This is a genomic window from Clostridium paraputrificum AGR2156, from assembly GCF_000424025.1.
In the GTDB taxonomy this organism is placed as follows: domain Bacteria; phylum Bacillota; class Clostridia; order Clostridiales; family Clostridiaceae; genus Clostridium; species Clostridium paraputrificum.
Genome location: NZ_AUJC01000007.1, coordinates 139,677 through 160,461, shown reverse-complemented (window position 1 = coordinate 160,461; position 20,785 = coordinate 139,677). Strand labels below are relative to the sequence as shown.

The following is a 20,785-nucleotide window of genomic DNA, read 5'->3' as shown; positions in this document are numbered from 1 at the left end:
ATGTTTAATAGAATTAAATCTATAGAGTATCAAGATGATAATAATGATAACAAATATAAAAAATCTTTATTTGTTACTGTTCCAATATTAATTTCAATACTGCTAAATTATTTTGGCGATGGTTATTATAACTTATATCCTATTCTTATAGAAATATTCTGCTCATCTATGGGGGCTGCCTTATTTCTAGTATGTATTATAAGAAAGGATAAAAAAGTTAATTACTATTTTTATATTGGAATAGGATTCTTCTTTTTAAGTATATTTTCATTTATACATGCAGTTCTATTGAATTCATCTGTACTCAACGTGAGTGAAAGTATAAATGATATTTTTGTATTTTCATCATATTGTTTATCTTATATTTTAATTATATTGTCATTTTGGTTGGATAAAAAGAGAAGTAATCTAATAGATTCTATAAGGGAATATATATTAATAAGTATATCAATATTATTAGTAAATATGTATTGTACTACAAAAAAATCCTACTTAGGAAGTAACATGGAATTTGAGAAGATAATAATTTTAATAACATTAATAATTATAACTTTTATTTTCATTAGTAAAAATAAAGGTAGATTGAATGTTAATGAAAGGAATTATCTTTATGTCTATTTAACATTATTAATATTAAGCCAAGTAATTAGTATTTTTAATGAGTTTCGTGGATTTACTTTAGGGTTTGAGGTTGGAATATTTAAGTATTCATCTTATTGTATAATGTTTGCGGCTATATCTAAATTTGTATTATATAAATCTTACAATGATATAAGGAAGGACTTAGAAAAAGCACAAAAAATGCAAGTAGATTTAAATAGAAGGTTGAGTGAAAGAAATAAACTGCTTATTGAGTGTAAATCACAAATAGAAAAAAGTGAAAAGAAATATGGCAAACTAATTGATACAATAAAAGATGGAATAATAATTTTTTATTTTGATAGGCTTTCTTATATAAATAAGGGAGCTCTAGAAATATTAGATTATAATGAAAATGCACATGTTACTGGAAGAATGCTAAAGTATATACTTAAAGAGTTAATACCAGAAAATAGCTTCCATTTTGATAATAATGGGAATGTGCTTTTAGATAATTATATTAAAATAGAGAATATAATAAGAAACGATAAAGAGTATGAAATATATTTATTAAAAATGGACAAGTATAATAGATTACTATATATAAAAGATAATACTGAAATAAATAGGAATAGAAAAATTAGAAAAGAATATGAAGAGTATTTAAAGGAAGAATCACTAAAAAATGAATTCTACTCTAATATATCTCACGAATTAAGAACTCCCATAAATCTCATTTATTCAGCACTTCAATTAAATGAAATTAATTTAGAGGAAGAATCTATAGAACCACTAATGGCAAGAAATAAGATAATTAGGCAAAATTGTTTAAGACTTATAAGAACAATTAACAATTTTATTGATACTAATAGGATATCTGAAGGCTTTTTAAAGCCTAATATGAAGGTTTATAACATAGTATCTGTTATAGAAAATATTTCTATGGAATGTACAAGTTATTTTGAAAAAATAGATGGAACTATTACTTTTGATTCTATTGAAGAAGAAATCTGTGTTAAATGTGATAAGGATATGATGGAAAGAATAATGTTAAATCTTTTATCAAATAGTGTGAAGTATGGTAAAAGAGGGGGGGAAGTATATATATATATTGAAGAAGAGGATGATATAGTATTAATTCATGTTAGTAATAATGGATATGTTATAGATAAAGACATGCAACCTTATATATATGATAAATTCACTAAAATTAACAAGTCATTAAATAGAGAAAGAGAAGGAAGTGGCTTAGGTTTATTCTTGGTAAAAGCCCTTTTAGAGTTACAAGGTGGAGTGATTGAACTTAAATCTAACAGTAAGGTAGGTAGTGAGTTTATAATTAAGTTACCTAAATCCTACGAAGAAGAGAATGCAGAGTATAAGCATGAGATGGTTGATATAAAAGAAAAAGTAGATATGGAATTTTCAGATATATACCTTTAAGCATATTTTTTCTATATAAACATAATAATATATAGAATATAGGAGTTTTGGGGTGTATTAGATGGGAAAAATATTTAAGGTAAATGGTAAGTTTAAGATATTGCCTTTTATTGGACTAACAATATTACCAATGATAGGTGGAGTAGGGATAGGATATCTTATTAGAAACTCTATAAATATATATGGAAAATTAGATAAACCTATATTTTCACCACCTAGTTTTGTTTTTATAGTTGTGTGGACTATATTGTATTTACTTATGGGTTTTGCGTCATATAGGATATATATGATTAGAGATAGTGGTAAAGATATTGGAACATCTTTGTTCTTTTATATCATACAGCTATTGTTAAATTATTTGTGGCCAGTTATATTCTTTTCATTTAGATTATATGGAATGGCTTTTATAGAGTTGATAGTTCTGTTCATATTTGTGGTGATTACATTTATTAAATTTATCAAACTAGATAAGATAGCAGGATTTTTATTTATACCTTATATGGCTTGGTTAATATTTGCAGCTGTATTAAATTACTTTGTTTGGTGGAAAAACGAAATGTATATATAGGTGATTATTGATTTCGGTGTATGAATGTGATAATATTAGATATAGTTTAATATGGTTAGTTTATAATGGCGTGTTACAAAAGGCATCAGCTATCGATTAAGGATAGTTGGCGCTTTTTTGTTTTGATAAAAATTTAGAATAATAATATATAAGTATCAAATGTTTACATGATAATGTAAAAATGATATTATATACGATGATATAAAGTCTAAAAATGTATTTTCATTAAAGTGATTTTTAGAAAGAGAGGATAATATGAGTAGGGTATTAAATAAAGATGCAGTCATAACTAGAGCTTTTAATAATAACCTTGCCTTAGTAAAAGTAGATGGCAAAGAGAAAATAATCTTTGCTAAGGGAATAGGTTTTGGTAAAAAATTTGGAGAAATTATAAGTAAGGATACTTTTGTAGAAAAGATATTCTCTATTGAAGATGAAAGTAATGCTAAAAATTTAAAAAGAATAGTAGAGAAAGTTGATAATGAGTTTTTTGCAGTTTGTGAAGAGGCTATTGTAGATATTTCAAAAAAGGTGGAAGGTGAATTGAATGAAAAGATTCACGTAAGTCTAATAGATCACCTTCATTTTGCAGTGAAAAGACTTAAAAATAAAGAAGAGATAGTAAATCCTTTCTTAGCAGAGATAGAAAGTTTTTATCCAAAGGAGTATGAATTAGCTAAAATAGTAGCCAATAGAGTTGGGAAGGCAATGAATATAGCAATTCCAGAAGGAGAGGTTGGATTTATTGCATTACATGTACATTCTGCATTAAATAATGGGAAATTATCCAATACTGTAAAGTATAGTTATTTAAGTGGAAATATTATAAAACATATAGAGGAAAGGTTACATTTAACTATAGATAGAAAATCTCTTGATTATACAAGATTTATTACTCATATTAGATTTGCAATAGAAAGAATTATGAATAAAGCAAAGATTCATAATGATTTATCAGATGTTATAAAAATTAGATATAAAGAATCATATAAGGTAGCAAAAGAAGTTGCACTTATAATTCAAGACTATTTAGCTGTAAAGGTAAGTGAAGAGGAAATTGCATATTTAGCTCTTCATATTGAGAGATTTAGAGTGAGTTTGTCAGATTAATATAAATTATAGTATAATAAGAGTAGGCATATTAACTTACATAAGTTAAGTTGCCTATTTTTTTGATTTAGAAAGGATTGTTATATGAGTAAGGTAATTATTGCAGAAAAACCATCTGTAGCTAAAAATATAGCAGATGCCCTTAATATAAAAAAGAGAAAAGATGGATATTTCGAGGGTGAAGGATTTTATATAACATGGGCTTTTGGTCATTTGCTTCAACTTTATGATGCGAAAGATTATGATGAGAATATGAAGGGGTGGAGAATGGAGAAATTCCCTTTTATTCCTGAAGAGTTTAAGTATAAGGTAAAGTGTGACAATGTAAATAGAAGCGCCGAAGATAAAGGTGCTGCCAAACAAATTAATATAATAAGTTCCCTTATTAATAGAAGTGATGTTGATGGTGTGGTTTCTGCAACGGATTTCGATAGAGAAGGTCAAGTTATAGCAGATGAACTTTTTGGATATTTAAGTGTTCAAAAACCAATTTATAGATTATTACTTAACGAATGGACTCCGGATGAAGTCAAGAAGGGAATGGCTGCACTTAAAGATAATGTTGAGATGAAGTCACTTCAAGATGCAGGTATAGGTAGGCAATGGACAGACTGGATTATAGGTATAAATCTTACTTCAGTAACTACTTTGAAATACAATTTTGAGAAAAATAAAACTTTAAATATAGGAAGAGTTTTACTTCCAACATTAAAAATAATTTATGATAGGGATCTTGAAATAGAAAACTTTAAGGCAACAAGCTATTATAAATTAACTTCAACATTTAAAACTTCAAGAAATGAAGAATTTGATGCTTTATATTATGAAAAGGAATCTGAAAAGTTTGAAGATAAGAAGGCACTAGATAATATTGTATCATTATTAGATGGGATAGATGCTAAGGTAATTGATAAACAAACAGATAAGAAGAGAGAGTATCCTCCATATCTATTTAATCTTTCAAATCTTCAAGGGTATATAACAAGTAAATATAAGGGATGGACATCAGATAAGGTTTTGAAGGTGGCTCAAAGTCTTTATGAAAAGAAGTTTACAACTTATCCAAGAACGGCATCAGTTGTTCTTGAAGAAAGTTTAGAGGATAGAGCAAGAAAAGTATTAAATACATTAAAAACAGGTTTACCTTATGAAAACGAAATTAAGTTTATAAAATCAAAAAGGGTATTTGATAATTCTAAAGTAGAAAGTCATAGTGCTATAACGCCAACTTATATAAAACCTACTGGACTTAGTAAGGATGAAGAAATTGTATATAATGCAATTAAAAATAGATTTATAATGCAATTTATGCCAATAGCAGAATTTGAAGAAACTAAGATTACATTAAAGGCTGAAAATCCAGAAGTTAAAGGTGAATTTATAGCTAAGGGTAAGGTTCAATTGGTAGAAGGGTGGAGAAAGGTAGAGAAGATAGATACAAAGGATACAATTCTTCCAATGGTAAGTAAGGATGAAAATGTACAGTTTGTAGCTAACAAAATAGGGAAAGTTACTAAAAAGCCCCCTAAATATCACACAGAAAAAACTCTGTTAAGAGTCATGGAAACCTGTGGTAAAGGTGTAGAGGACAAAGAGGACTCGGAGGAAATGATGGCTTCTATCTTAAGTGGTTTTAGTATAGGTACTCCAGCTACTAGAGCAGAAACTATTAAAAAGCTTAAGGATATAGGATATATAAAAACTAAAGGAAAAAGTCTTACTTGCACTGAACTTGGAAGGACAATGGTTGAAATATTTCCTGTTAAGGAGCTTCTTGACCTTGAGTATACAGGAAGACTTGAAAAGACATTATCAGATATAGAAAAAGGAAGATTTGAAAAATCTGATTTTATGAATTTAATTTGTAATTTTACTGAAACTGCTGTTGATAAGATAAAGAATGATACAGGAGCATTATCAAAGTTTAAGGTTGAAGCTCCAGAAGGAAAAGAAGTTGTAGGAAGATGTCCGACTTGTGGAAATCCAGTTATAGAAGGAGAAAAGGGATTTGGATGCACTAATTGGAAAAATGGATGTAAGTTTACTATCTGGAAAGATGATAAGTATATTGCTTCTTTTGGAAAACAAGTTACTAAAGAGATGGTGAAGCTTCTTCTTCAAAATGGTAAGGTTGGATTTAGGAACTTGAAGAGTAAAAAGGGAAATACTTTTTCAGCTTATTTTAAATATATTAAGAATGAAGAAACTGGAAGATATAATTGGGAGATAGAATTTATTTAAGAGAAATTGCTTTGCAATTTCTCTTTTTTGAATAATGTTTTTTCTATAGGGAAATTTATTTGTGAGGTGAGATAAATGAAAAAAATAACTTTTAAAGGAAAAGATATAACTCTTGAAGGTAATCAGTTATCAGTTGGAGATACATTAAAGAACTGTACTCTTGTTGGAAATGATTTGAATGAAGTTGAGTTAACAAAGACAAATGGTATTAGAGTAATATTATCTGTGCCATCAATTGATACTCCTGTTTGTGATACTGAAGTTAGAAGGTTTAATAAAGAAATTGAAAGTTTACCTAATGTACATTGCTATACTGTTTCAATGGATTTACCATTTGCTCAGGCAAGATGGTGTGGAGCAGCTGGAATTAATAGAGTAACAACTTTATCTGATTATAAGTATAGAAGTTTTGGAGACACAACAGGAACTTATATAAAAGAGCTAGGATTATTAACAAGAGCTTCTTTTGTTGTAGATGAAAATAATAAAGTTATATTTGTAGAATATTTGGATGAAGTAGCTAATGAACCAAGTTATGATAAGATAATTAGTGTTGTAAAAAATGCTATTTAATAATTTATTTATAAGTTTTAGAGGAGAGCTTTGCAAAGGCAAAACTCTCCTCTTATTTTATTAAGCTATGAATATATAAAGATATGTTGTAGGCTAATGGAGCAATAAATACTGTCATTATTCCAGCAACTCCAATTGAAAGACCACTCATAGCTCCTTCTGTTTCACCTATTTCCAAGGCCTTAGTAGTACCAACTGCATGAGCAGCTGTTCCTAGAGAAATTCCAACTGCAACACTGTCTTTTATTTTGAATATTTTACAAATTGTAGGACCCATAACTGCTCCAATTATTCCAGAGAGAATTATTGCAAGAACAGTTACTGAAGAAATACCTCCTAATTGATTAGAAAGTTCAATTCCTATTGGAGTTGTAACTGACTTAGGTAATAGTGATTTTATTATTGAAGCATCCAGTCCTAATAAATAAGAAAGTCCTATTACTGCAAATATTCCTATAATAGACCCAAGAAGTACTCCAAGAAAGATTGATAAAGAATGTTTCTTTAATAAATCTAACTGTTTATATAGAGGGACTGCAAGTATTACAGTTGATGGTCCAAGGAACATATTTATAAATTTACCACCTTGATTATATGTGTCAAAATCAATATTAAAGGCAAGTAAGAATGCTACTACAATTCCTATTGCAATAAGTAATGGATTAAATAGTGGAATGTTTGTCTTTCTATATATGTATAACCCTATTTCAAAGGCAGCTAGTGAAAGTACTATACCAAATAAAATATTATTAGTTATTATGTTCATCTACTTCACATCCTTTATTGTTACTAACTTTTCTAGATATAAATTGAACTATTAATCCTGTGCTCGCTATTACTATTGAAGTTGTTAATATACATACTATTATTAGTTTTAACCAAGTATCTTTTATAACTCCTACAGATGACATAAGTCCAACACCAGCAGGGATGAAGAAAAATGCTAGATGATCTAAAAGAAATGTTGATACTGTTTCAATCTGTTCTAGTTTTATTACTTTTGTGCATAAAAGTAACAATAAAATTAGCATTCCTAGAATGTTTCCAGGTATAGGGAGGTTTAAAAGCCCAGATATTAGTTCACCCATTAGATAAATTCCAAATATTATAATTGCTTCTCTAAATAGTTTCATAATGCGCCTCCTATTTTATATCTCTTTTAATTTATCATTTATGAAAATAAATGTAAACCACGAAAAAATGCGGAAAACAGTTAATTATGTCTATATATGGCTGTGAGTTTTAGTTACTTAAAAGTTACTAATTGATAGTATAAATAATTATTGTTATACTTAAAAACAAGCTATATATAAGATAGGAGATGAACAAAGTATGGATAATAATAAATTTAAGTGTCCTATTGAATCTTTATCAAATATATTAGGGAAGAAGTGGGTATTTAATATAATATGGTTTTTAAGAGAAGATAAAAAAAGATTTAGTGAGATTCAAAAGTATTTAGAAGGGTGTAGTAGAAAAGTGTTATCTCAACAATTAGATTTACTTATAGAAAATAATATAGTAATTAATGAAAAGCAGGAGATAAATAATAATTTGGAATCTTATTATTATTTAAGTAGTAATGGATTAGAGCTACTTGATATAATAGAAAGAATGATAGTATGGGGAGAAGCAAATTTAAAATGCAAATAAAGGAGTATTAAAATGTTTGACGGATTATCATCATTAGAGAATATAAGTTTTTTTCTAGTATTTTTAGAAGGGGTATTATCATTTTTATCACCTTGTGTTTTACCTTTAATACCTATTTATATTAGTTATTTAGCAGGTAATGCAAAGAAAGAAAATGAAGATGGAAGTATAACATATGTAAGAAAAAAAGTGTTATTTCACACAATATTCTTTATATTAGGAATTTCAACAGCCTTTTTTGTGTTAGGTTTATCATTTACTTCCTTAGGAAAGTTCTTTAATACAAATAAAGCTTTATTTAGTAAAATTTCAGGAATTATAATTATAGTTTTAGGATTATATCAAATTGGGATATTTGATTTTAAGTTCCTTCAAAGAGAGAGAAAGATAAATCTTAATTTGAGTGGTAAGAAGATAAATCCTTTAATGGCATATATAATGGGATTTACATTTAGTTTTGCATGGACTCCTTGTGTGGGACCAGCGTTATCATCAGTATTAATTTTAGCTTCTAGTGCTAAAAATGCTGCTTTGGGAAATTTGTTAGTACTATTGTATACAGTAGGGTTTACAATACCATTTTTATTATTAGGTATATTTACTACACAAGCTTTAAATTTTATTAAGAAAAATAAGAAGATAATGAAGTATACAATAAGAGCTGGTGGCGTAATTATGATTATAATGGGTGTAATGACCTTCACTGGATGGGTAAATAATATAACAGGATATTTAAGTTCAACTGGAAATAATCAGAACACTCAACAGGAACAGCCTAAAGATGAAGAAAAAGAAAGTGATAGTGCAGGAGATGAGAAAGAAGCACCAAGTGCAGTTGACTTTGAACTAGTTGACCAGTATGGAAATACGCATAAGTTATCAGATTATAAAGGAAAGGTAGTATTTCTTAATTTCTGGGCAACTTGGTGTTCTCCTTGTAAAATGGAGATGCCTAATATAGAAGAACTTTATAAGAAATACAATTATAATAAAGATGATGTTGTTATATTAGGGGTAGCTCAGCCTGGAGGGCAAGAAAAAAGTATTTCTGGTATAAAAGAATTTATAAATAGTAATGGGTATACTTTTCCTACAGTTTTTGATGAAAGCGGGGATGTATTTGGAAGGTATTACATAAGATCACTTCCGACTACTTTTATGATTGATAAAGAGGGAAAGATATATGGCTATGTAAGTGGAGCTTTATCAAAGGATCAAATGAATAGTATTATAAATCAAACAATAGAAAAGAAATAGTAATAGTAATAGGTTATGAGGGATTCTCATAGCCTATTACTTTAAAAGGTTAGGATTCTTTAATATATTTTTTTTCTATAATAGCAACTAATTTATACATCAAGAATGCAATTATTGAAAGTAGTACTATACTCATCATTACCATATCTAATTGGGAGATTTGACCGCCATAAACAATTAGGAAACCAATCCCCTCTCTTGCAACTAGGAATTCCCCCATAATGACACCAACCCAAGATAGTCCTACATTAATCTTTAAAGCTGATATTAACACAGGAATAGTATAAGGTATAATTAAATATTTTAAAATTTGTATTTTGTTAGCTTGGAATGTTTTCATTAATAGAATTTTCTCTCTATCTACATCCTGGAATCCTGTAAATACACTTATTATAGTGGTTACAATAGATATTAAAAGTGCTATTACAATTATAGCGCTAGTACCATTACCAACCCAGAATATTATAATGGGTGCTAAAGCGACCTTTGGTAGAGCATTTAATACAACTAAATAAGGGTCTAATACCTTAGCTGTAAATGGGAACCACCAAAGAACTATAGCGATTATAGTACCTAAGATAGTGCCAAGTGAGAAGCCTAATATAGTCTCATAACATGTAACCCAAATGTGCCTTAGTATAGTTCCATCTTCATAGAAAGATAGGAAAGATTTAAACATTCTGCTAGGACTTGAAGTTAAAAATGGATCAACCCACTTCATATCTGCTGCTAATTCCCATAGCAATATAAAACCAAGAAGAATTACTAATCTAAAAAAGGTAACTTTTAGTTTGTCACGTTTAACCTTCTTAACATATAGCTCATGTTCCTTACTCATTATCCATCCAACTCCTTCCATAATAAATTAAAGTAGCCTTTAAATTCAGGCTCTTTTCTTCTTTGGAAAGGGGTAGCATCTTTATTTTGAAATTCCATAGGAACATCAATTTTTATGGTAGAAGGTCTTTTAGCTAAAACTAAAATTCTATTTGCTAAGGAAATTGCTTCGCTTATATCATGAGTAACCATAATTGCTGTTTTCTTCTCTTTTTTTATTATAGAGCTTACATCATCACAAACTTTTAATCTTGTTTGATAATCTAAAGCAGAAAAAGGTTCATCTAAAAATAATACATCAGGATTTAAAGCAAGGGTTCTAATTAAAGCAACTCTTTGTCTCATACCACCTGAAAGTTCTCTAGGATAATGATTTTTAAATTTTAGAAGATCATAATCTTTTAATAGTTCTTCAACTCTTTCTTTGTTTTCTGGGGTCATAAGTTTCTTTATTTTTAATCCTAAAGTTACATTTGTCCAAACGGTTTCCCATTCAAATAAATGATCCTTTTGAAACATGTACCCAATTTTATTCAAATTTTTATGAATATCCTCACCATTATAAAGTACTATTCCACTAGAAGGTTCTAATATTCCAGATAGTATATTTAAAAGAGTGGATTTCCCACAACCAGAAGGTCCGAGTATACAAATAAAATCTTCATTACTTACATCAAAATTTATATTAGTTAATGCTTTTGTCTCTCCTTTTAAGGAGTGATAATTCATAGATATATCTTGAATTTCAAGCAAAGACATCTAATCACCACCTTTTTATTTTATGTATATAGGTGGATTGTCATATATGTGATGTGGGAAGCCTTAAAATTAAGGCTTCCATCATCCACACTTGTTCGTCCTGTATTTCTACTATTTTTCATTTACTATTTTTTCAGCAAAAGAGTTATTTACTATTGTCTTATATTCAGGTCTAGAAGGTATAAGTGATGTGTCATATGATTGAATAACATCCATTAGTTTAGTTAAATCTTCTTCTTTTAATGTTGGATCTGAAGCTAAAGCATCGATCTCTTTGTAATTATCGATGACATTAATCATAATTTCTCTATCAGTTCCAGGGAAGAAAGATATAATTGAATCAGCTATTTCTTCAGTTGAATGGCTTTGGAACCATTGTTGTCCTTTATAGATAGCTCTGGTGAATTTTTCTATTGTTTCTGGATTTTTATCCATATAGGATTTTGTTGAGAAGAAACAAGTATAAGCAAGTTTACCAGAGTCTTTACCTATTGAAGCAACAATCTTTCCGCTACCTTCTTTTTCTAGCATTGAAGCTGTAGGTTCGAATAGAGCTACGTATTCCCCACTTCCAGCTTTAAATGCACCAGCAGTAGCAGTGAAATCAATATTAGTTACCATTTCTACATCTTTTTCAGGGATAATACCATGGTTCCTCATAACATATTCAAGTGCCATTTCAGGAACGCCACCAGGTCTGCCGCCTATTAACTTCTTACCCTTTATCTGTTCCCAAGTGAAGTTTGATTCGTCATTTCTTCCAACTAGGAATGAACCGTCTTTTTGAGTAAGTTGAGCAAATAGTACTGGGTAATCTTCTCTTCCTTGATTATAGATATAAATTACTTGTTCAGGTCCACAGAAACCAATGTCGGCGTTGTTGCTAAGCACATTTTGCATAACTTTGTCCGCTCCTTGTCCAGTTGAAAGATCTATTTCTAATCCTTCCTCTTCAAAGAAGCCTTCGCTTATAGCAACATACATTGGAGCGTAGAATACAGAACGAACTACTTCGTTAAGACGGACTTTTTGTAGCTCTGAATTTTCTTTTTCCTTGCCACAACCAATAAAAGAACAACTAATGGTAAAAACAAGTGCTAAGAAAAGTGCTAGTTTTGATTTTTTCCTCATGTTCGTATGTCCTCTCCTTAATGATTATTAAAGATGCTTTATGATGTATATTATGACGGATAATGTCAGAGTGTTAAAGAAATGTGGAAATGATAAAGAATATTAATCAAAAATAGTTATAGTAATTGATTTGTTTGGATAGGGGATATTAAACTTTTCTTGTTCTTATTAAAAGTAGTAAATTAGATATTGATTTTTATTTAAGTTAATATAAAGGGACAGTATAAGATTTATTTAGATACTGTCTCTTTATATTTGTGGTCATTTAATATGTGTCATATGGAAAAAACTATATTATTGATTTAACTGTTTTAACAATTTTATCTGATGTTAAGCCGTATTCTTTGAATAATTCTTCAGGTTTTCCGCTTTGTCCAAAAATATCATTTATTCCAATTTTTTTTACTAATGAAGGGTGATTTTCACATATAACTTCTGAAACAGCAGAACCAAGTCCTCCAACAACATTATGTTCTTCTACTGTTACAATTTTTCCAGTTTCTTTTGCAGCTTTAAGAATGATTTCAGTATCAATTGGTTTTATGGTATGAAGATTAATTACTCTTACATTGATACCTTCAGCTTTTAATTTTTGTTGTGCTTCTAAAGATACTTGCACCATTGAACCTGTAGTAATTATAGTACAATCATTACCTTCTCTTAAAGTTACACCCTTACCAAACTCAAATTTATAGTTAGATGAATTTACGCTATCTACTGCTAAACGACCTAAACGTACATAGCATGGGCCATCACAGTTTGCTACATACTTTATAATTTCTTCAGTTTCCTTTTCATCGCAAGGTGAGAAAACTTTCATATTAGGAATAGAACGCATCAAAGCAAGGTCTTCAATAGCTTGATGTGATGCACCATCTTCTCCAACAGAAATTCCAGAATGAGTAGCACAAAGCTTTACATTTAAGTTAGTATAAGCTACTGAGTTTCTTATTTGTTCAAAGGCACGTCCGGCTAAGAACATAGCAAAACTACTTGCAAAAACTATTTTACCTGTAGAGGCTAATCCTGCTGCCACGCCAACCATATTTGCTTCAGCAATACCCATATTGTAGAAAGACTCTGGTGAAGAAGCTTTTACATCACATGTTTTTGTAGATTTAGATAGATCAGCATCTAATACAATTATATTTTTATTTTCTTTAGTAAGTTGAGATAAAGCTTTACCATAAGCTTCTCTTGTTGCAATTTTAGACATTATAAAGCCTCCTCTATTTCTTTTAATGCAAGTTCAACCTGCTCCTTATTAGGGGCAGCACCATGCCATCCAGCTTGGTTTTCCATAAATGAAACCCCTTTTCCTTTTATAGTTCTTGCAATAATTACAGTAGGCGCTCCTTTAAAGTTTTTTGCCTCTTCATAACAATCTAAAAGAGCATCTATATCATGACCGTCAACAGTAAGTACATTCCACCCAAAAGCTTTAAATTTTTCATCTATTGGGGTAGGATTCATTACATCTGTAATGTTTCCATCAATTTGAAGACCATTAAAGTCAACAATTGCTAATAAATTGTCTAATTTATAGTGGCTTGCACACATAGCTGCTTCCCAAACTTGTCCTTCTTCTAGTTCTCCATCACCTAAAAGGCAATATACTCTATTGGATGAGTTATCTATTTTGTTTCCTAAAGCCATACCTACAGCTGTTGATATACCTTGTCCAAGGGAACCTGTAGACATATCTACTCCAGGAACATAATTCATATTTGGATGTCCTTGTAGTTTTGAACCTAATGAACGTAAATTGATTAGTTCTTCTCTTGAAAAGAATCCTCTATTACTTAAGGTTGCATACAAAACAGGAGCAGCGTGTCCTTTTGAAAGAACAAATCTATCTCTATCTTGTTTGTTAGGATTATAAGGGACTATATTCATTTCTTCAAAATATAGAGTTGTTAGGATTTCTACTGCTGAAAGAGAACCACCTGGATGTCCAGATGAAGCGCTTGCGATAGATTTTATAATATCTGTACGAATTGTTTTGCAGATAGTATTTAAATTTTGATTTTTCATAAATATATGCTTAAGATTAAGCAATTCACCTACCTTTTTAGTTTGTAAGTAATTTGCTTAAGTTAGAAAAGTTTGTTGTTTGTATTGATAAACATAATTTAAAAGAAAAAAATGTTTCTGTCAAGTAAAAAGTTAAAATTATTGACAAGTAACTCTTTATTAATATAGAATTTTTAGGAAAGAGGGTGAGTGAAATGGCTACAATAAGAGATGTGGGGAAATTGGCAGGAGTATCGGTAGCTACAGTATCTAGAGTTATAAATAAAAAGGGTTATGTAAGTAAAGAAACTGAAGAAGCTATTTTAAATGCAATGAAAATGTTAAATTATACACCAAATGATGTTGCTAGAAGATTAGCAGGAAAAAAATCAAAAACAATAGGACTAATTATTCCTAATATATTAAATCCATTCTTTCCAGAGGTGGCAAGAGCAGCAGAGGACACTGCAAATAAATTAGGATATAATTTAATTCTTTGTAATACTGATAATAGTAGGGAAAAAGAAAGGCAATATTATGAGATGTTGTTTAACAAACAAGTAGATGGAATTATGATTTGTTCTTATACGGCCACACCTGAAGAATTATTGGCTTTAATAGATAGAGGTATGCCTTTAGTTGTATTAGATAGGGAGTTTATTAATTATGAAATACCTTCTATAACTGGAGATAATAAAGATGGTGGAAGGAATGCAGCAATGCACCTTTTAGAGTGTGGATGTAAAAATATTGCACATATTACAGGGCCTATGTATATTGAGGCTTTAGAGGATAGATTTAATGGCTTTAAAGAAGTGCTAAAAGAAGAGAATCTATTTAGAGCAGATTTGGTTAAAGTTGATGAATTTTCTTTAAAGGGAGGATATAGCTCTACTAAAAAACTCCTTCAAGAGGAAAATAACATTGATGGTATATTTGCTGGAAATGATATTTTAGCAATAGGATCTTATAAAGCATTAAGAGAGATGGGTTATGAGCTTGGAAAAGATATTAAATTAATAGGTTATGATGGGTTAGAGTCTAATATAAATTACTTAGAAATTTCATCTATAGCTCAGCCAATGTATGAATACGGACAAAAGGGTGTAGAATTGTTGTTAAAAAAGATAGAGGGAAACGAGGATATATCAAAAGAAAAAATAAAACTAAATGCTAAGTTAATAAAAAGAGTATCTACTATAGGATAGATGGGCAGTGGTTTACACTGCTTTTTTTATGCAAAAAAAATATATGTATTTGTTTACATAACAGGTTGACAAGAAAAAAACACCATGATAATATATGTATATAACCGGTTACACATTGGAGTTATTTGTTTGAGTTAAAAGTTTGTTAGGTATTGAAGTTACTATGTTTGTAAAAATAAAACGCTAATATTTAAACGGTTTACTATTTGGAGGTAGAAATGAAGAAGGTAGTAGTAGTAGGAAGCCTTAATATGGACCTGGTGATGGAAGTTGAAAGAATGCCAAAAGTTGGAGAAACTATAAAGGGTAATAAGATGAGTTACTTTATTGGTGGGAAAGGTTCTAATCAAGCAGTAGCGGCTTCAAGGCTAGAAGATAATGTGAAAATCATAGGATGTGTTGGTAAAGATACATTTGGTGAAAAAATTTTAAAGCATTTAAAGGAAGACGGTGTTAACGTAGAGAGTGTTAGGGAAGATAATTGTGCATTTACTGGACTAGCTACAATATTTAAGACACCTGAAGACAATTCTATAGTGGTGATACCTGGAGCAAATGATTTTTGTGATATAGATTTAATCAAAACCTATGAAGATGTAATAAAGGACGCAGATGTTGTGATAACACAGTTAGAGATTCCTATGGAAACTGTTGAGTATGCACTTAAAATAGCAAAGAAACATGGTGTTAAAACCATACTAAATCCAGCGCCTGTAAAGACATTATCTAAAGAAATAATTAATAATGTAGATTTTATTACACCTAATGAAACTGAATTTGAGATAATCTGTGGACAATCTTTTAACAATGGTGAAGAACTAGAAGAAAGTATGGTAAAATGGCAAGAAGATAATAGCTGTAACTTAATAGTAACACGCGGTAAGCATGGATCTTCCTATGTGAAGGATGGAAAAGTTATTACTATAGATGCAATAGAAGTTAAGGTAGTAGACACTACTGGAGCAGGTGATACTTTTAATGGGGCATTTGCTCATTGCATAGCAAATGAGTTTAAAATTGAAGAGGCAGTAAGATTTGCAGGAATAGCAGCTTCTTTATCAGTAAGGAAACTAGGTGCTCAATCAGGAATGCCTACACTAAAAGAAGTAAATGAATATTTTAAATAAATAAGGGAAAGAGGATGACGATTATGAATAACAAAAGACCAATAATTATTGATACAGACCCAGGAATTGATGATGCGGTTGCTATAGCAGCTGCAGTATTTAGCAACTCTATTGATGTAAAATTAATTTCTACTGTTGCTGGAAACGTTTCTATTGATTATACTACTAACAATGCCTTAAAATTAGTAGAGTTTTTTGGAAAAGATATACCGGTTGCACAAGGTTCTTGTAAACCTTTAACAAGGGAAGTTGAGCATTGCAGTAATATTCATGGTGAAACAGGAATGGCAGGGTATGATTTTCCAGAACCAACAAGAACAATAATTGCAAAGAATTCAGTAGATGCAATGAAGGATGTAATTTTAAATTCCAAAGAAAAAGTTACATTAGTTCCTATTGGACCTTTAACTAATATTGCATTATTATTAACTACTTATCCAGAAGTTAAAGAAAATATTGAAGAAATAGTTTTAATGGGAGGATCATCTGGAAGGGGAAACCATACTCCAGCTGCTGAGTTTAATATATATGTAGATCCAGAAGCTGCAAAGATTGTATTTGGGTCTAAAGTTAAAATAGTAGTTTGTTCATTAGATGTTACATCAGTAGCCACTTTAGATTTAGAAACAATAAATAAATTAAAAGTTATGAATAAAGTAGGGGATATGTTCTATTCTATGTTTAACCATTATAGAGGAGGCAGTGTATCTAAGGGGGGGCTAAAGATGCATGATTTAACAACTATAGCTTATTTAGATAAGCCGGAGTTGTTTGAAAAAATTGATACTTTTGTTGATGTAGAAACTTCTGGAGAATATACATCAGGATTTATGGTTGTTGATTTTAAAGGAACTTATAATAAACCCAATAATGCTACATTCTGTACTGAAATTAATGTAGAAGCATTTAGAGAATGGATGTTAAATATTTTTAAAAATATTAATATATAAGTTTTACATAGGAGGAATTATAAATGTTAGAGATTATTATTGCTTTATTAGTTGTTTTAGGTGTAGGTTATTTAATTTACAAAAAGTATAATGCAACAATTGCTTTAGCTGTTGGAGGAATTATATTACTTTTTGCAGCAGTTATTTTAGGTCATCCAGTTTTATCACCTGAAGAAACTACAGGAATTGTGTGGTTAGATCCTTTTAAAAAGGTAGAGATATCTTTCTTGAAGAATTTAGGTAACATAGGTTTAACTATTATGACACTATTTGGCTTTTCTAGTTATATGAACTTAATAGGTGCAAATGAAGTTACAGTTGATATTATGACAAAACCATTAGGGAAAATTAAATCAAAATATTTTATTGTTCCAGTAATATTTTTATTAGGTAATTTATTATCTCTAGTAGTACCAAGTGCTTCAAGTTTAGCAGTATTACTTATGGCAACATTATATCCAGTGTTAACAAAGGTAGGTGTTACACCTTTAACTGCTGGTGCAGTTATCGCAACTACAGCTACAATAATGCCAACACCATTAGGAGCTGATAATGTACTTGCAGCTGAAACTTTTGGAATGAATATTATGGATTACGTTATAGCTCATGCAAAGGTTTCTATACCTACTTTAGTAATTATGGCAGTTGCTCATTACTTCTGGCAAAAATATTTAGATAAAAAACAATCATTATCTACTGAGGTAAAGATTGATGAAAGTAAGTTAGCTAAGTTAAATAACAATTTACCGCCTAAATATTATGCTATTTTACCAATATTACCATTAATCTTGGTATTATTCTTTAATATCTTTATGAAGGAAGTACAAATTGGACTAGTAAGTATTGCATTTATCTCATTAATAGTTGCAGTAATTTTAGAGCTTATTAGAAAGAAAGATTTTGTTAAGGTTTCTAATGATATAAATGAGTTCTTTAAAGGTATGGGTAATGGACTTGCTATGGTTGTTTCATTACTTGTTGCAGCATCACTTCTTGTTGATGGATTAAAGGCTTTAGGTGTTGTAGATATGATTACAAATTCAGTACAAAACCTTCATGGTGCAGGAACAATATTAATGCTTGCATTTAGTGGAGTTACCTTCTTAATTGGATTAATTAGTGGTGGAGGATTATCAGTATTCTATGCTTCAGTAGAAATGATACCTGAACTTGCAGCAGCAGTTGGAGTTGCAGGACCTATGATAGCTTTACCAATGCAAATGGTAGCAAACTTAGTTAGATCAATTTCACCAGTAGCAGCATGTATAATAGTAGTTTGTTCAATAACAGGTACAAATCCGATGCAAATTGTAAAACGTACTTCGGTTCCAATTCTAGTTGGAGTTGTATCAACACTTATATTATCTGTAATACTATTGTAGAAAAATGGAAATAAGACTAGCTAAAAAAGAAGAAATTGTCCACGTAGAAAGAATGATTCTTAAGGCTGCTAAGCTATTACAGTCTAGAGGAATAGCACAGTGGGAAAGATTTTTAAATATTTATAATATAAGTATTTGTGAAGAAGATTTCAAAAGAAAAAAGCTATATGTGTTATTAGATGATTTTGATAATATAGTTGGTTCAATGTCCTTCGGTAATGAGGAGGACATTGACTATAAATTATGGACAAGTTGTAGTGGGGCTTATTTTATACATAGACTAGTTATTAGTGATAATAACTGGGGGAAAGGTTATGGAGAATTATTAGTAAATTATGCAAAAGAGATATCGAAGAATCATAATAAAATTTTAAGATTAAATGCTGTTGAAAATAATAATTATCTATTTAGGTATTATGAGAGACAGGGGTTAAAGTATATTGATAGAAAATTAGGATATAACTTATTTGAATGGTAAGTAGGAGGATATATATGAAGTTTTTTTTAGATACTGCGAATGTTGAAGATATAAAAGAAATTAACGAATTAGGGATTTTAGCAGGTGTTACTACTAATCCATCTTTAATTGCGAAAGAAAAAAGAGATATACATGAGGTTATTTCTGAAATTGTAAATATTGTTGATGGTCCTATAAGTGCAGAAGTAATAAGTTTAGATTATGAAAACATGATTAAGGAAGGAGAAGAATTAGCCAAGATTCATAAAAACATTGTAGTGAAAATTCCAATGACAAAGGATGGGTTAAAGGCTGTTTCATATCTTTCAAAAAAGAATATAAAAACTAATGTGACTTTAATATTTTCAGCTACTCAAGCACTATTAGCTGCAAGAGCAGGTGCGACATATGTGTCACCTTTCCTTGGAAGGTTAGATGATATAGGGTCTAATGGAATGATTTTAATTAATGATATCAGTGAGATTTTTAATATTCATTCAATTGACACTGAAATAATAGCTGCCTCTGTTAGACATCCAATTCATATTATTGAAGCAGCAAAAGCTGGAGCAGATATAGCTACAGTACCACCAATGGTTATTGATAATTTGATTAAACATCCATTAACTAATAGTGGAATTGAAAGATTTATTAAGGACTGGAAAGAAGCAAATAAGAAGTAGTTAATTTTGAATTTAGTTATTATATCTTATTCATAACTAAAGAAAACCAATTGGCTTTTAGTCAGTTGGTTTTTTGAATTTTAAATAAAATAAATATATATTCTTATATTTATAACAATATATATTGGGGCTTATCCTATGTTATAATATCCTATAAAGCTGAAGCGTATGGTTGTAATTATAAAAAGGGTTATAGGAATTAAAAATCAAATCTAATTTTAATATAACAATTGTAATTTAAATTATTTATGAGAGGAGTTATTATGAAAATACGAGATATGGTTTTAGAGGATTTTAAGGAAGTAAGTAAATTGATGTATCAGGTACATAATCTCCACTTAGAAAATAGGAATGATATTTATAAGGAGTCTAATCCTATGTCGAAGAATGAGTTCATAAATATCTTAGAAGATAACCATTGTATATCAATATTATCAGAAGAAAACAATGAGGTTTTAGGTTTATGCATGGCAAGTATAAAGGAAGTTTCAAATCATTCAGTACTAAAAGATAGAAAAGTTGGATACTTAGATGTGTTATGTGTAGAGGCAAGTTGTAGGAAAAGAGGTATAGGAAAAAAGCTGTGTGATGAAATTATGTTTAGACTAAGAGAAAAGGGAGCTGTAAGTTTAGAACTTATGGTATGGTCCTTTAATAAAGAAGCAATAAATTTTTATGAAAGCATAGGAATGGTTGAAAGAAATAAAGTTATGGAATATAAATTATAAATATATTTTTTTAGGTGCCTAATTAACATTTATTTCATATAAATATTAATAAGAGAGTTTATAGAAGTATATTAATTAGGAGGATA

General features: G+C 29.6%; 21 protein-coding genes. 14 read left to right on the top strand and 7 right to left on the bottom strand.

What is annotated here, in order from left to right:
- From G594_RS0108730 to tpx, 5 genes are all read left to right on the top strand, one after another.
- Window positions 1-2,022 carry a sensor histidine kinase gene (locus tag G594_RS0108730; RefSeq protein WP_027098241.1) on the top strand — a complete coding sequence of 674 codons (2,022 nt, stop codon included), beginning with the start codon at window positions 1-3 and terminating at the stop codon, window positions 2,020-2,022.
- A gap of 61 nt (window positions 2,023-2,083) precedes the next feature.
- Window positions 2,084-2,590 (top strand): TspO/MBR family protein, encoded by a 507-nt coding sequence (locus G594_RS0108725; protein WP_027098240.1) that lies wholly within the window; start codon window positions 2,084-2,086, stop codon window positions 2,588-2,590.
- Window positions 2,591-2,845: 255 nt separating this feature from the next.
- Window positions 2,846-3,700, top strand: a complete 855-nt coding sequence (locus G594_RS0108720; protein ID WP_027098239.1) for a PRD domain-containing protein — start codon at window positions 2,846-2,848, stop codon at window positions 3,698-3,700.
- 84 nt (window positions 3,701-3,784) lie between these two features.
- A complete protein-coding gene (locus tag G594_RS0108715) occupies window positions 3,785-5,941 on the top strand; it encodes a type IA DNA topoisomerase (protein WP_027098238.1) in 2,157 nt (718 codons plus the stop codon).
- A gap of 75 nt (window positions 5,942-6,016) precedes the next feature.
- Complete coding sequence (gene tpx / locus G594_RS0108710; RefSeq protein WP_027098237.1) at window positions 6,017-6,514, top strand: thiol peroxidase; 498 nt, start codon at window positions 6,017-6,019, stop codon at window positions 6,512-6,514.
- 52 nt (window positions 6,515-6,566) lie between these two features.
- Here the strand turns inward: tpx and G594_RS0108705 are convergent, their stop codons facing one another.
- Both G594_RS0108705 and G594_RS0108700 read right to left on the bottom strand, forming a co-directional pair.
- Window positions 6,567-7,280, bottom strand: coding sequence for an LrgB family protein (locus G594_RS0108705; protein WP_027098236.1), 714 nt, complete (start codon window positions 7,278-7,280; stop codon window positions 6,567-6,569).
- Entirely contained in the window at window positions 7,264-7,647 is a 384-nt protein-coding gene (locus G594_RS0108700) for a CidA/LrgA family protein (RefSeq protein WP_027098235.1), read from the bottom strand. The genes G594_RS0108705 and G594_RS0108700 overlap by 17 nt, the downstream gene beginning before the upstream one ends.
- A gap of 199 nt (window positions 7,648-7,846) precedes the next feature.
- Between G594_RS0108700 and G594_RS0108695 the strand changes: the two genes are divergently transcribed.
- Window positions 7,847-8,167 carry a winged helix-turn-helix transcriptional regulator gene (locus tag G594_RS0108695; RefSeq protein ID WP_099327923.1) on the top strand — a complete coding sequence of 107 codons (321 nt, stop codon included), beginning with the start codon at window positions 7,847-7,849 and terminating at the stop codon, window positions 8,165-8,167.
- Window positions 8,168-8,179: 12 nt separating this feature from the next.
- Entirely contained in the window at window positions 8,180-9,424 is a 1,245-nt protein-coding gene (locus G594_RS0108690; RefSeq protein WP_027098233.1) for a redoxin domain-containing protein, read from the top strand.
- A 49-nt stretch (window positions 9,425-9,473) separates the two neighbouring features.
- Here G594_RS0108690 and G594_RS0108685 read toward each other — a convergent pair whose 3' ends face one another.
- The 5 genes from G594_RS0108685 to G594_RS0108665 form a co-directional block, all read right to left on the bottom strand.
- Complete coding sequence (locus G594_RS0108685; RefSeq protein WP_027098232.1) at window positions 9,474-10,262, bottom strand: ABC transporter permease; 789 nt, start codon at window positions 10,260-10,262, stop codon at window positions 9,474-9,476.
- Window positions 10,262-11,020, bottom strand: a complete 759-nt coding sequence (locus G594_RS0108680; protein WP_027098231.1) for an ABC transporter ATP-binding protein — start codon at window positions 11,018-11,020, stop codon at window positions 10,262-10,264. Before G594_RS0108680 ends, G594_RS0108685 begins: the two co-directional genes overlap by 1 nt.
- Before the next feature lie 111 nt (window positions 11,021-11,131).
- The gene (locus G594_RS0108675) at window positions 11,132-12,151 is read right to left on the bottom strand and encodes an ABC transporter substrate-binding protein (protein WP_027098230.1); all 1,020 of its coding nucleotides are present in this window, start codon (window positions 12,149-12,151) and stop codon (window positions 11,132-11,134) included.
- A gap of 289 nt (window positions 12,152-12,440) precedes the next feature.
- Window positions 12,441-13,370 carry a transketolase family protein gene (locus G594_RS0108670; RefSeq protein WP_027098229.1) on the bottom strand — a complete coding sequence of 310 codons (930 nt, stop codon included), beginning with the start codon at window positions 13,368-13,370 and terminating at the stop codon, window positions 12,441-12,443.
- Complete coding sequence (locus G594_RS0108665) at window positions 13,367-14,185, bottom strand: transketolase (RefSeq protein WP_027098228.1); 819 nt, start codon at window positions 14,183-14,185, stop codon at window positions 13,367-13,369. The genes G594_RS0108670 and G594_RS0108665 overlap by 4 nt, the downstream gene beginning before the upstream one ends.
- 194 nt (window positions 14,186-14,379) lie before the next feature.
- Here G594_RS0108665 and G594_RS0108660 point away from each other — a divergent pair, with 194 nt between their 5' ends.
- The 7 genes from G594_RS0108660 to G594_RS0108630 all read left to right on the top strand — a co-directional run bounded on the left by G594_RS0108660 (window position 14,380) and on the right by G594_RS0108630 (window position 20,699).
- Window positions 14,380-15,372, top strand: a complete 993-nt coding sequence (locus G594_RS0108660) for a LacI family DNA-binding transcriptional regulator (protein ID WP_027098227.1) — start codon at window positions 14,380-14,382, stop codon at window positions 15,370-15,372.
- A 218-nt stretch (window positions 15,373-15,590) separates the two neighbouring features.
- Complete coding sequence (gene rbsK / locus G594_RS0108655; protein WP_027098226.1) at window positions 15,591-16,499, top strand: ribokinase; 909 nt, start codon at window positions 15,591-15,593, stop codon at window positions 16,497-16,499.
- A 23-nt stretch (window positions 16,500-16,522) separates the two neighbouring features.
- The gene (rihC, locus tag G594_RS0108650; protein WP_027098225.1) at window positions 16,523-17,449 is read left to right on the top strand and encodes a ribonucleoside hydrolase RihC; all 927 of its coding nucleotides are present in this window, start codon (window positions 16,523-16,525) and stop codon (window positions 17,447-17,449) included.
- Window positions 17,450-17,472: 23 nt separating this feature from the next.
- Window positions 17,473-18,831, top strand: coding sequence for a C4-dicarboxylate transporter DcuC (gene dcuC / locus G594_RS0108645; RefSeq protein ID WP_027098224.1), 1,359 nt, complete (start codon window positions 17,473-17,475; stop codon window positions 18,829-18,831).
- A gap of 4 nt (window positions 18,832-18,835) precedes the next feature.
- Window positions 18,836-19,309: a GNAT family N-acetyltransferase gene (locus tag G594_RS0108640; RefSeq protein ID WP_027098223.1), complete on the top strand. Its 474-nt coding sequence runs from the start codon at window positions 18,836-18,838 to the stop codon at window positions 19,307-19,309.
- A 14-nt stretch (window positions 19,310-19,323) separates the two neighbouring features.
- A complete protein-coding gene (gene fsa, locus G594_RS0108635) occupies window positions 19,324-19,971 on the top strand; it encodes a fructose-6-phosphate aldolase (RefSeq protein WP_027098222.1) in 648 nt (215 codons plus the stop codon).
- A gap of 263 nt (window positions 19,972-20,234) precedes the next feature.
- Entirely contained in the window at window positions 20,235-20,699 is a 465-nt protein-coding gene (locus G594_RS0108630; RefSeq protein ID WP_034866243.1) for a GNAT family N-acetyltransferase, read from the top strand.
- Window positions 20,700-20,785 lie beyond the last annotated feature (86 nt).

Bases quoted from the DNA above. Each gene is read 5' to 3' on its own strand.
- G594_RS0108690 (WP_027098233.1), top strand. From the start codon at position 8,180: ATGTTTGACGGATTATCATCATTAGAGAATATAAGTTTTTTTCTAGTA.
- G594_RS0108660 (WP_027098227.1), top strand. From the start codon at position 14,380: ATGGCTACAATAAGAGATGTGGGGAAATTGGCAGGAGTATCGGTAGCT.
- G594_RS0108680 (WP_027098231.1), bottom strand. From the start codon at position 11,020: ATGTCTTTGCTTGAAATTCAAGATATATCTATGAATTATCACTCCTTA.
- tpx (WP_027098237.1), top strand. From the start codon at position 6,017: ATGAAAAAAATAACTTTTAAAGGAAAAGATATAACTCTTGAAGGTAAT.
- G594_RS0108685 (WP_027098232.1), bottom strand. From the start codon at position 10,262: ATGAGTAAGGAACATGAGCTATATGTTAAGAAGGTTAAACGTGACAAA.
- G594_RS0108665 (WP_027098228.1), bottom strand. From the start codon at position 14,185: ATGAAAAATCAAAATTTAAATACTATCTGCAAAACAATTCGTACAGAT.
- G594_RS0108725 (WP_027098240.1), top strand. From the start codon at position 2,084: ATGGGAAAAATATTTAAGGTAAATGGTAAGTTTAAGATATTGCCTTTT.
- G594_RS0108640 (WP_027098223.1), top strand. From the start codon at position 18,836: ATGGAAATAAGACTAGCTAAAAAAGAAGAAATTGTCCACGTAGAAAGA.
- fsa (WP_027098222.1), top strand. From the start codon at position 19,324: ATGAAGTTTTTTTTAGATACTGCGAATGTTGAAGATATAAAAGAAATT.
- G594_RS0108630 (WP_034866243.1), top strand. From the start codon at position 20,235: ATGAAAATACGAGATATGGTTTTAGAGGATTTTAAGGAAGTAAGTAAA.
- G594_RS0108705 (WP_027098236.1), bottom strand. From the start codon at position 7,280: ATGAACATAATAACTAATAATATTTTATTTGGTATAGTACTTTCACTA.
- rbsK (WP_027098226.1), top strand. From the start codon at position 15,591: ATGAAGAAGGTAGTAGTAGTAGGAAGCCTTAATATGGACCTGGTGATG.
- rihC (WP_027098225.1), top strand. From the start codon at position 16,523: ATGAATAACAAAAGACCAATAATTATTGATACAGACCCAGGAATTGAT.
- G594_RS0108720 (WP_027098239.1), top strand. From the start codon at position 2,846: ATGAGTAGGGTATTAAATAAAGATGCAGTCATAACTAGAGCTTTTAAT.
- G594_RS0108730 (WP_027098241.1), top strand. From the start codon at position 1: ATGTTTAATAGAATTAAATCTATAGAGTATCAAGATGATAATAATGAT.
- G594_RS0108695 (WP_099327923.1), top strand. From the start codon at position 7,847: ATGGATAATAATAAATTTAAGTGTCCTATTGAATCTTTATCAAATATA.
- dcuC (WP_027098224.1), top strand. From the start codon at position 17,473: ATGTTAGAGATTATTATTGCTTTATTAGTTGTTTTAGGTGTAGGTTAT.
- G594_RS0108715 (WP_027098238.1), top strand. From the start codon at position 3,785: ATGAGTAAGGTAATTATTGCAGAAAAACCATCTGTAGCTAAAAATATA.
- G594_RS0108675 (WP_027098230.1), bottom strand. From the start codon at position 12,151: ATGAGGAAAAAATCAAAACTAGCACTTTTCTTAGCACTTGTTTTTACC.
- G594_RS0108700 (WP_027098235.1), bottom strand. From the start codon at position 7,647: ATGAAACTATTTAGAGAAGCAATTATAATATTTGGAATTTATCTAATG.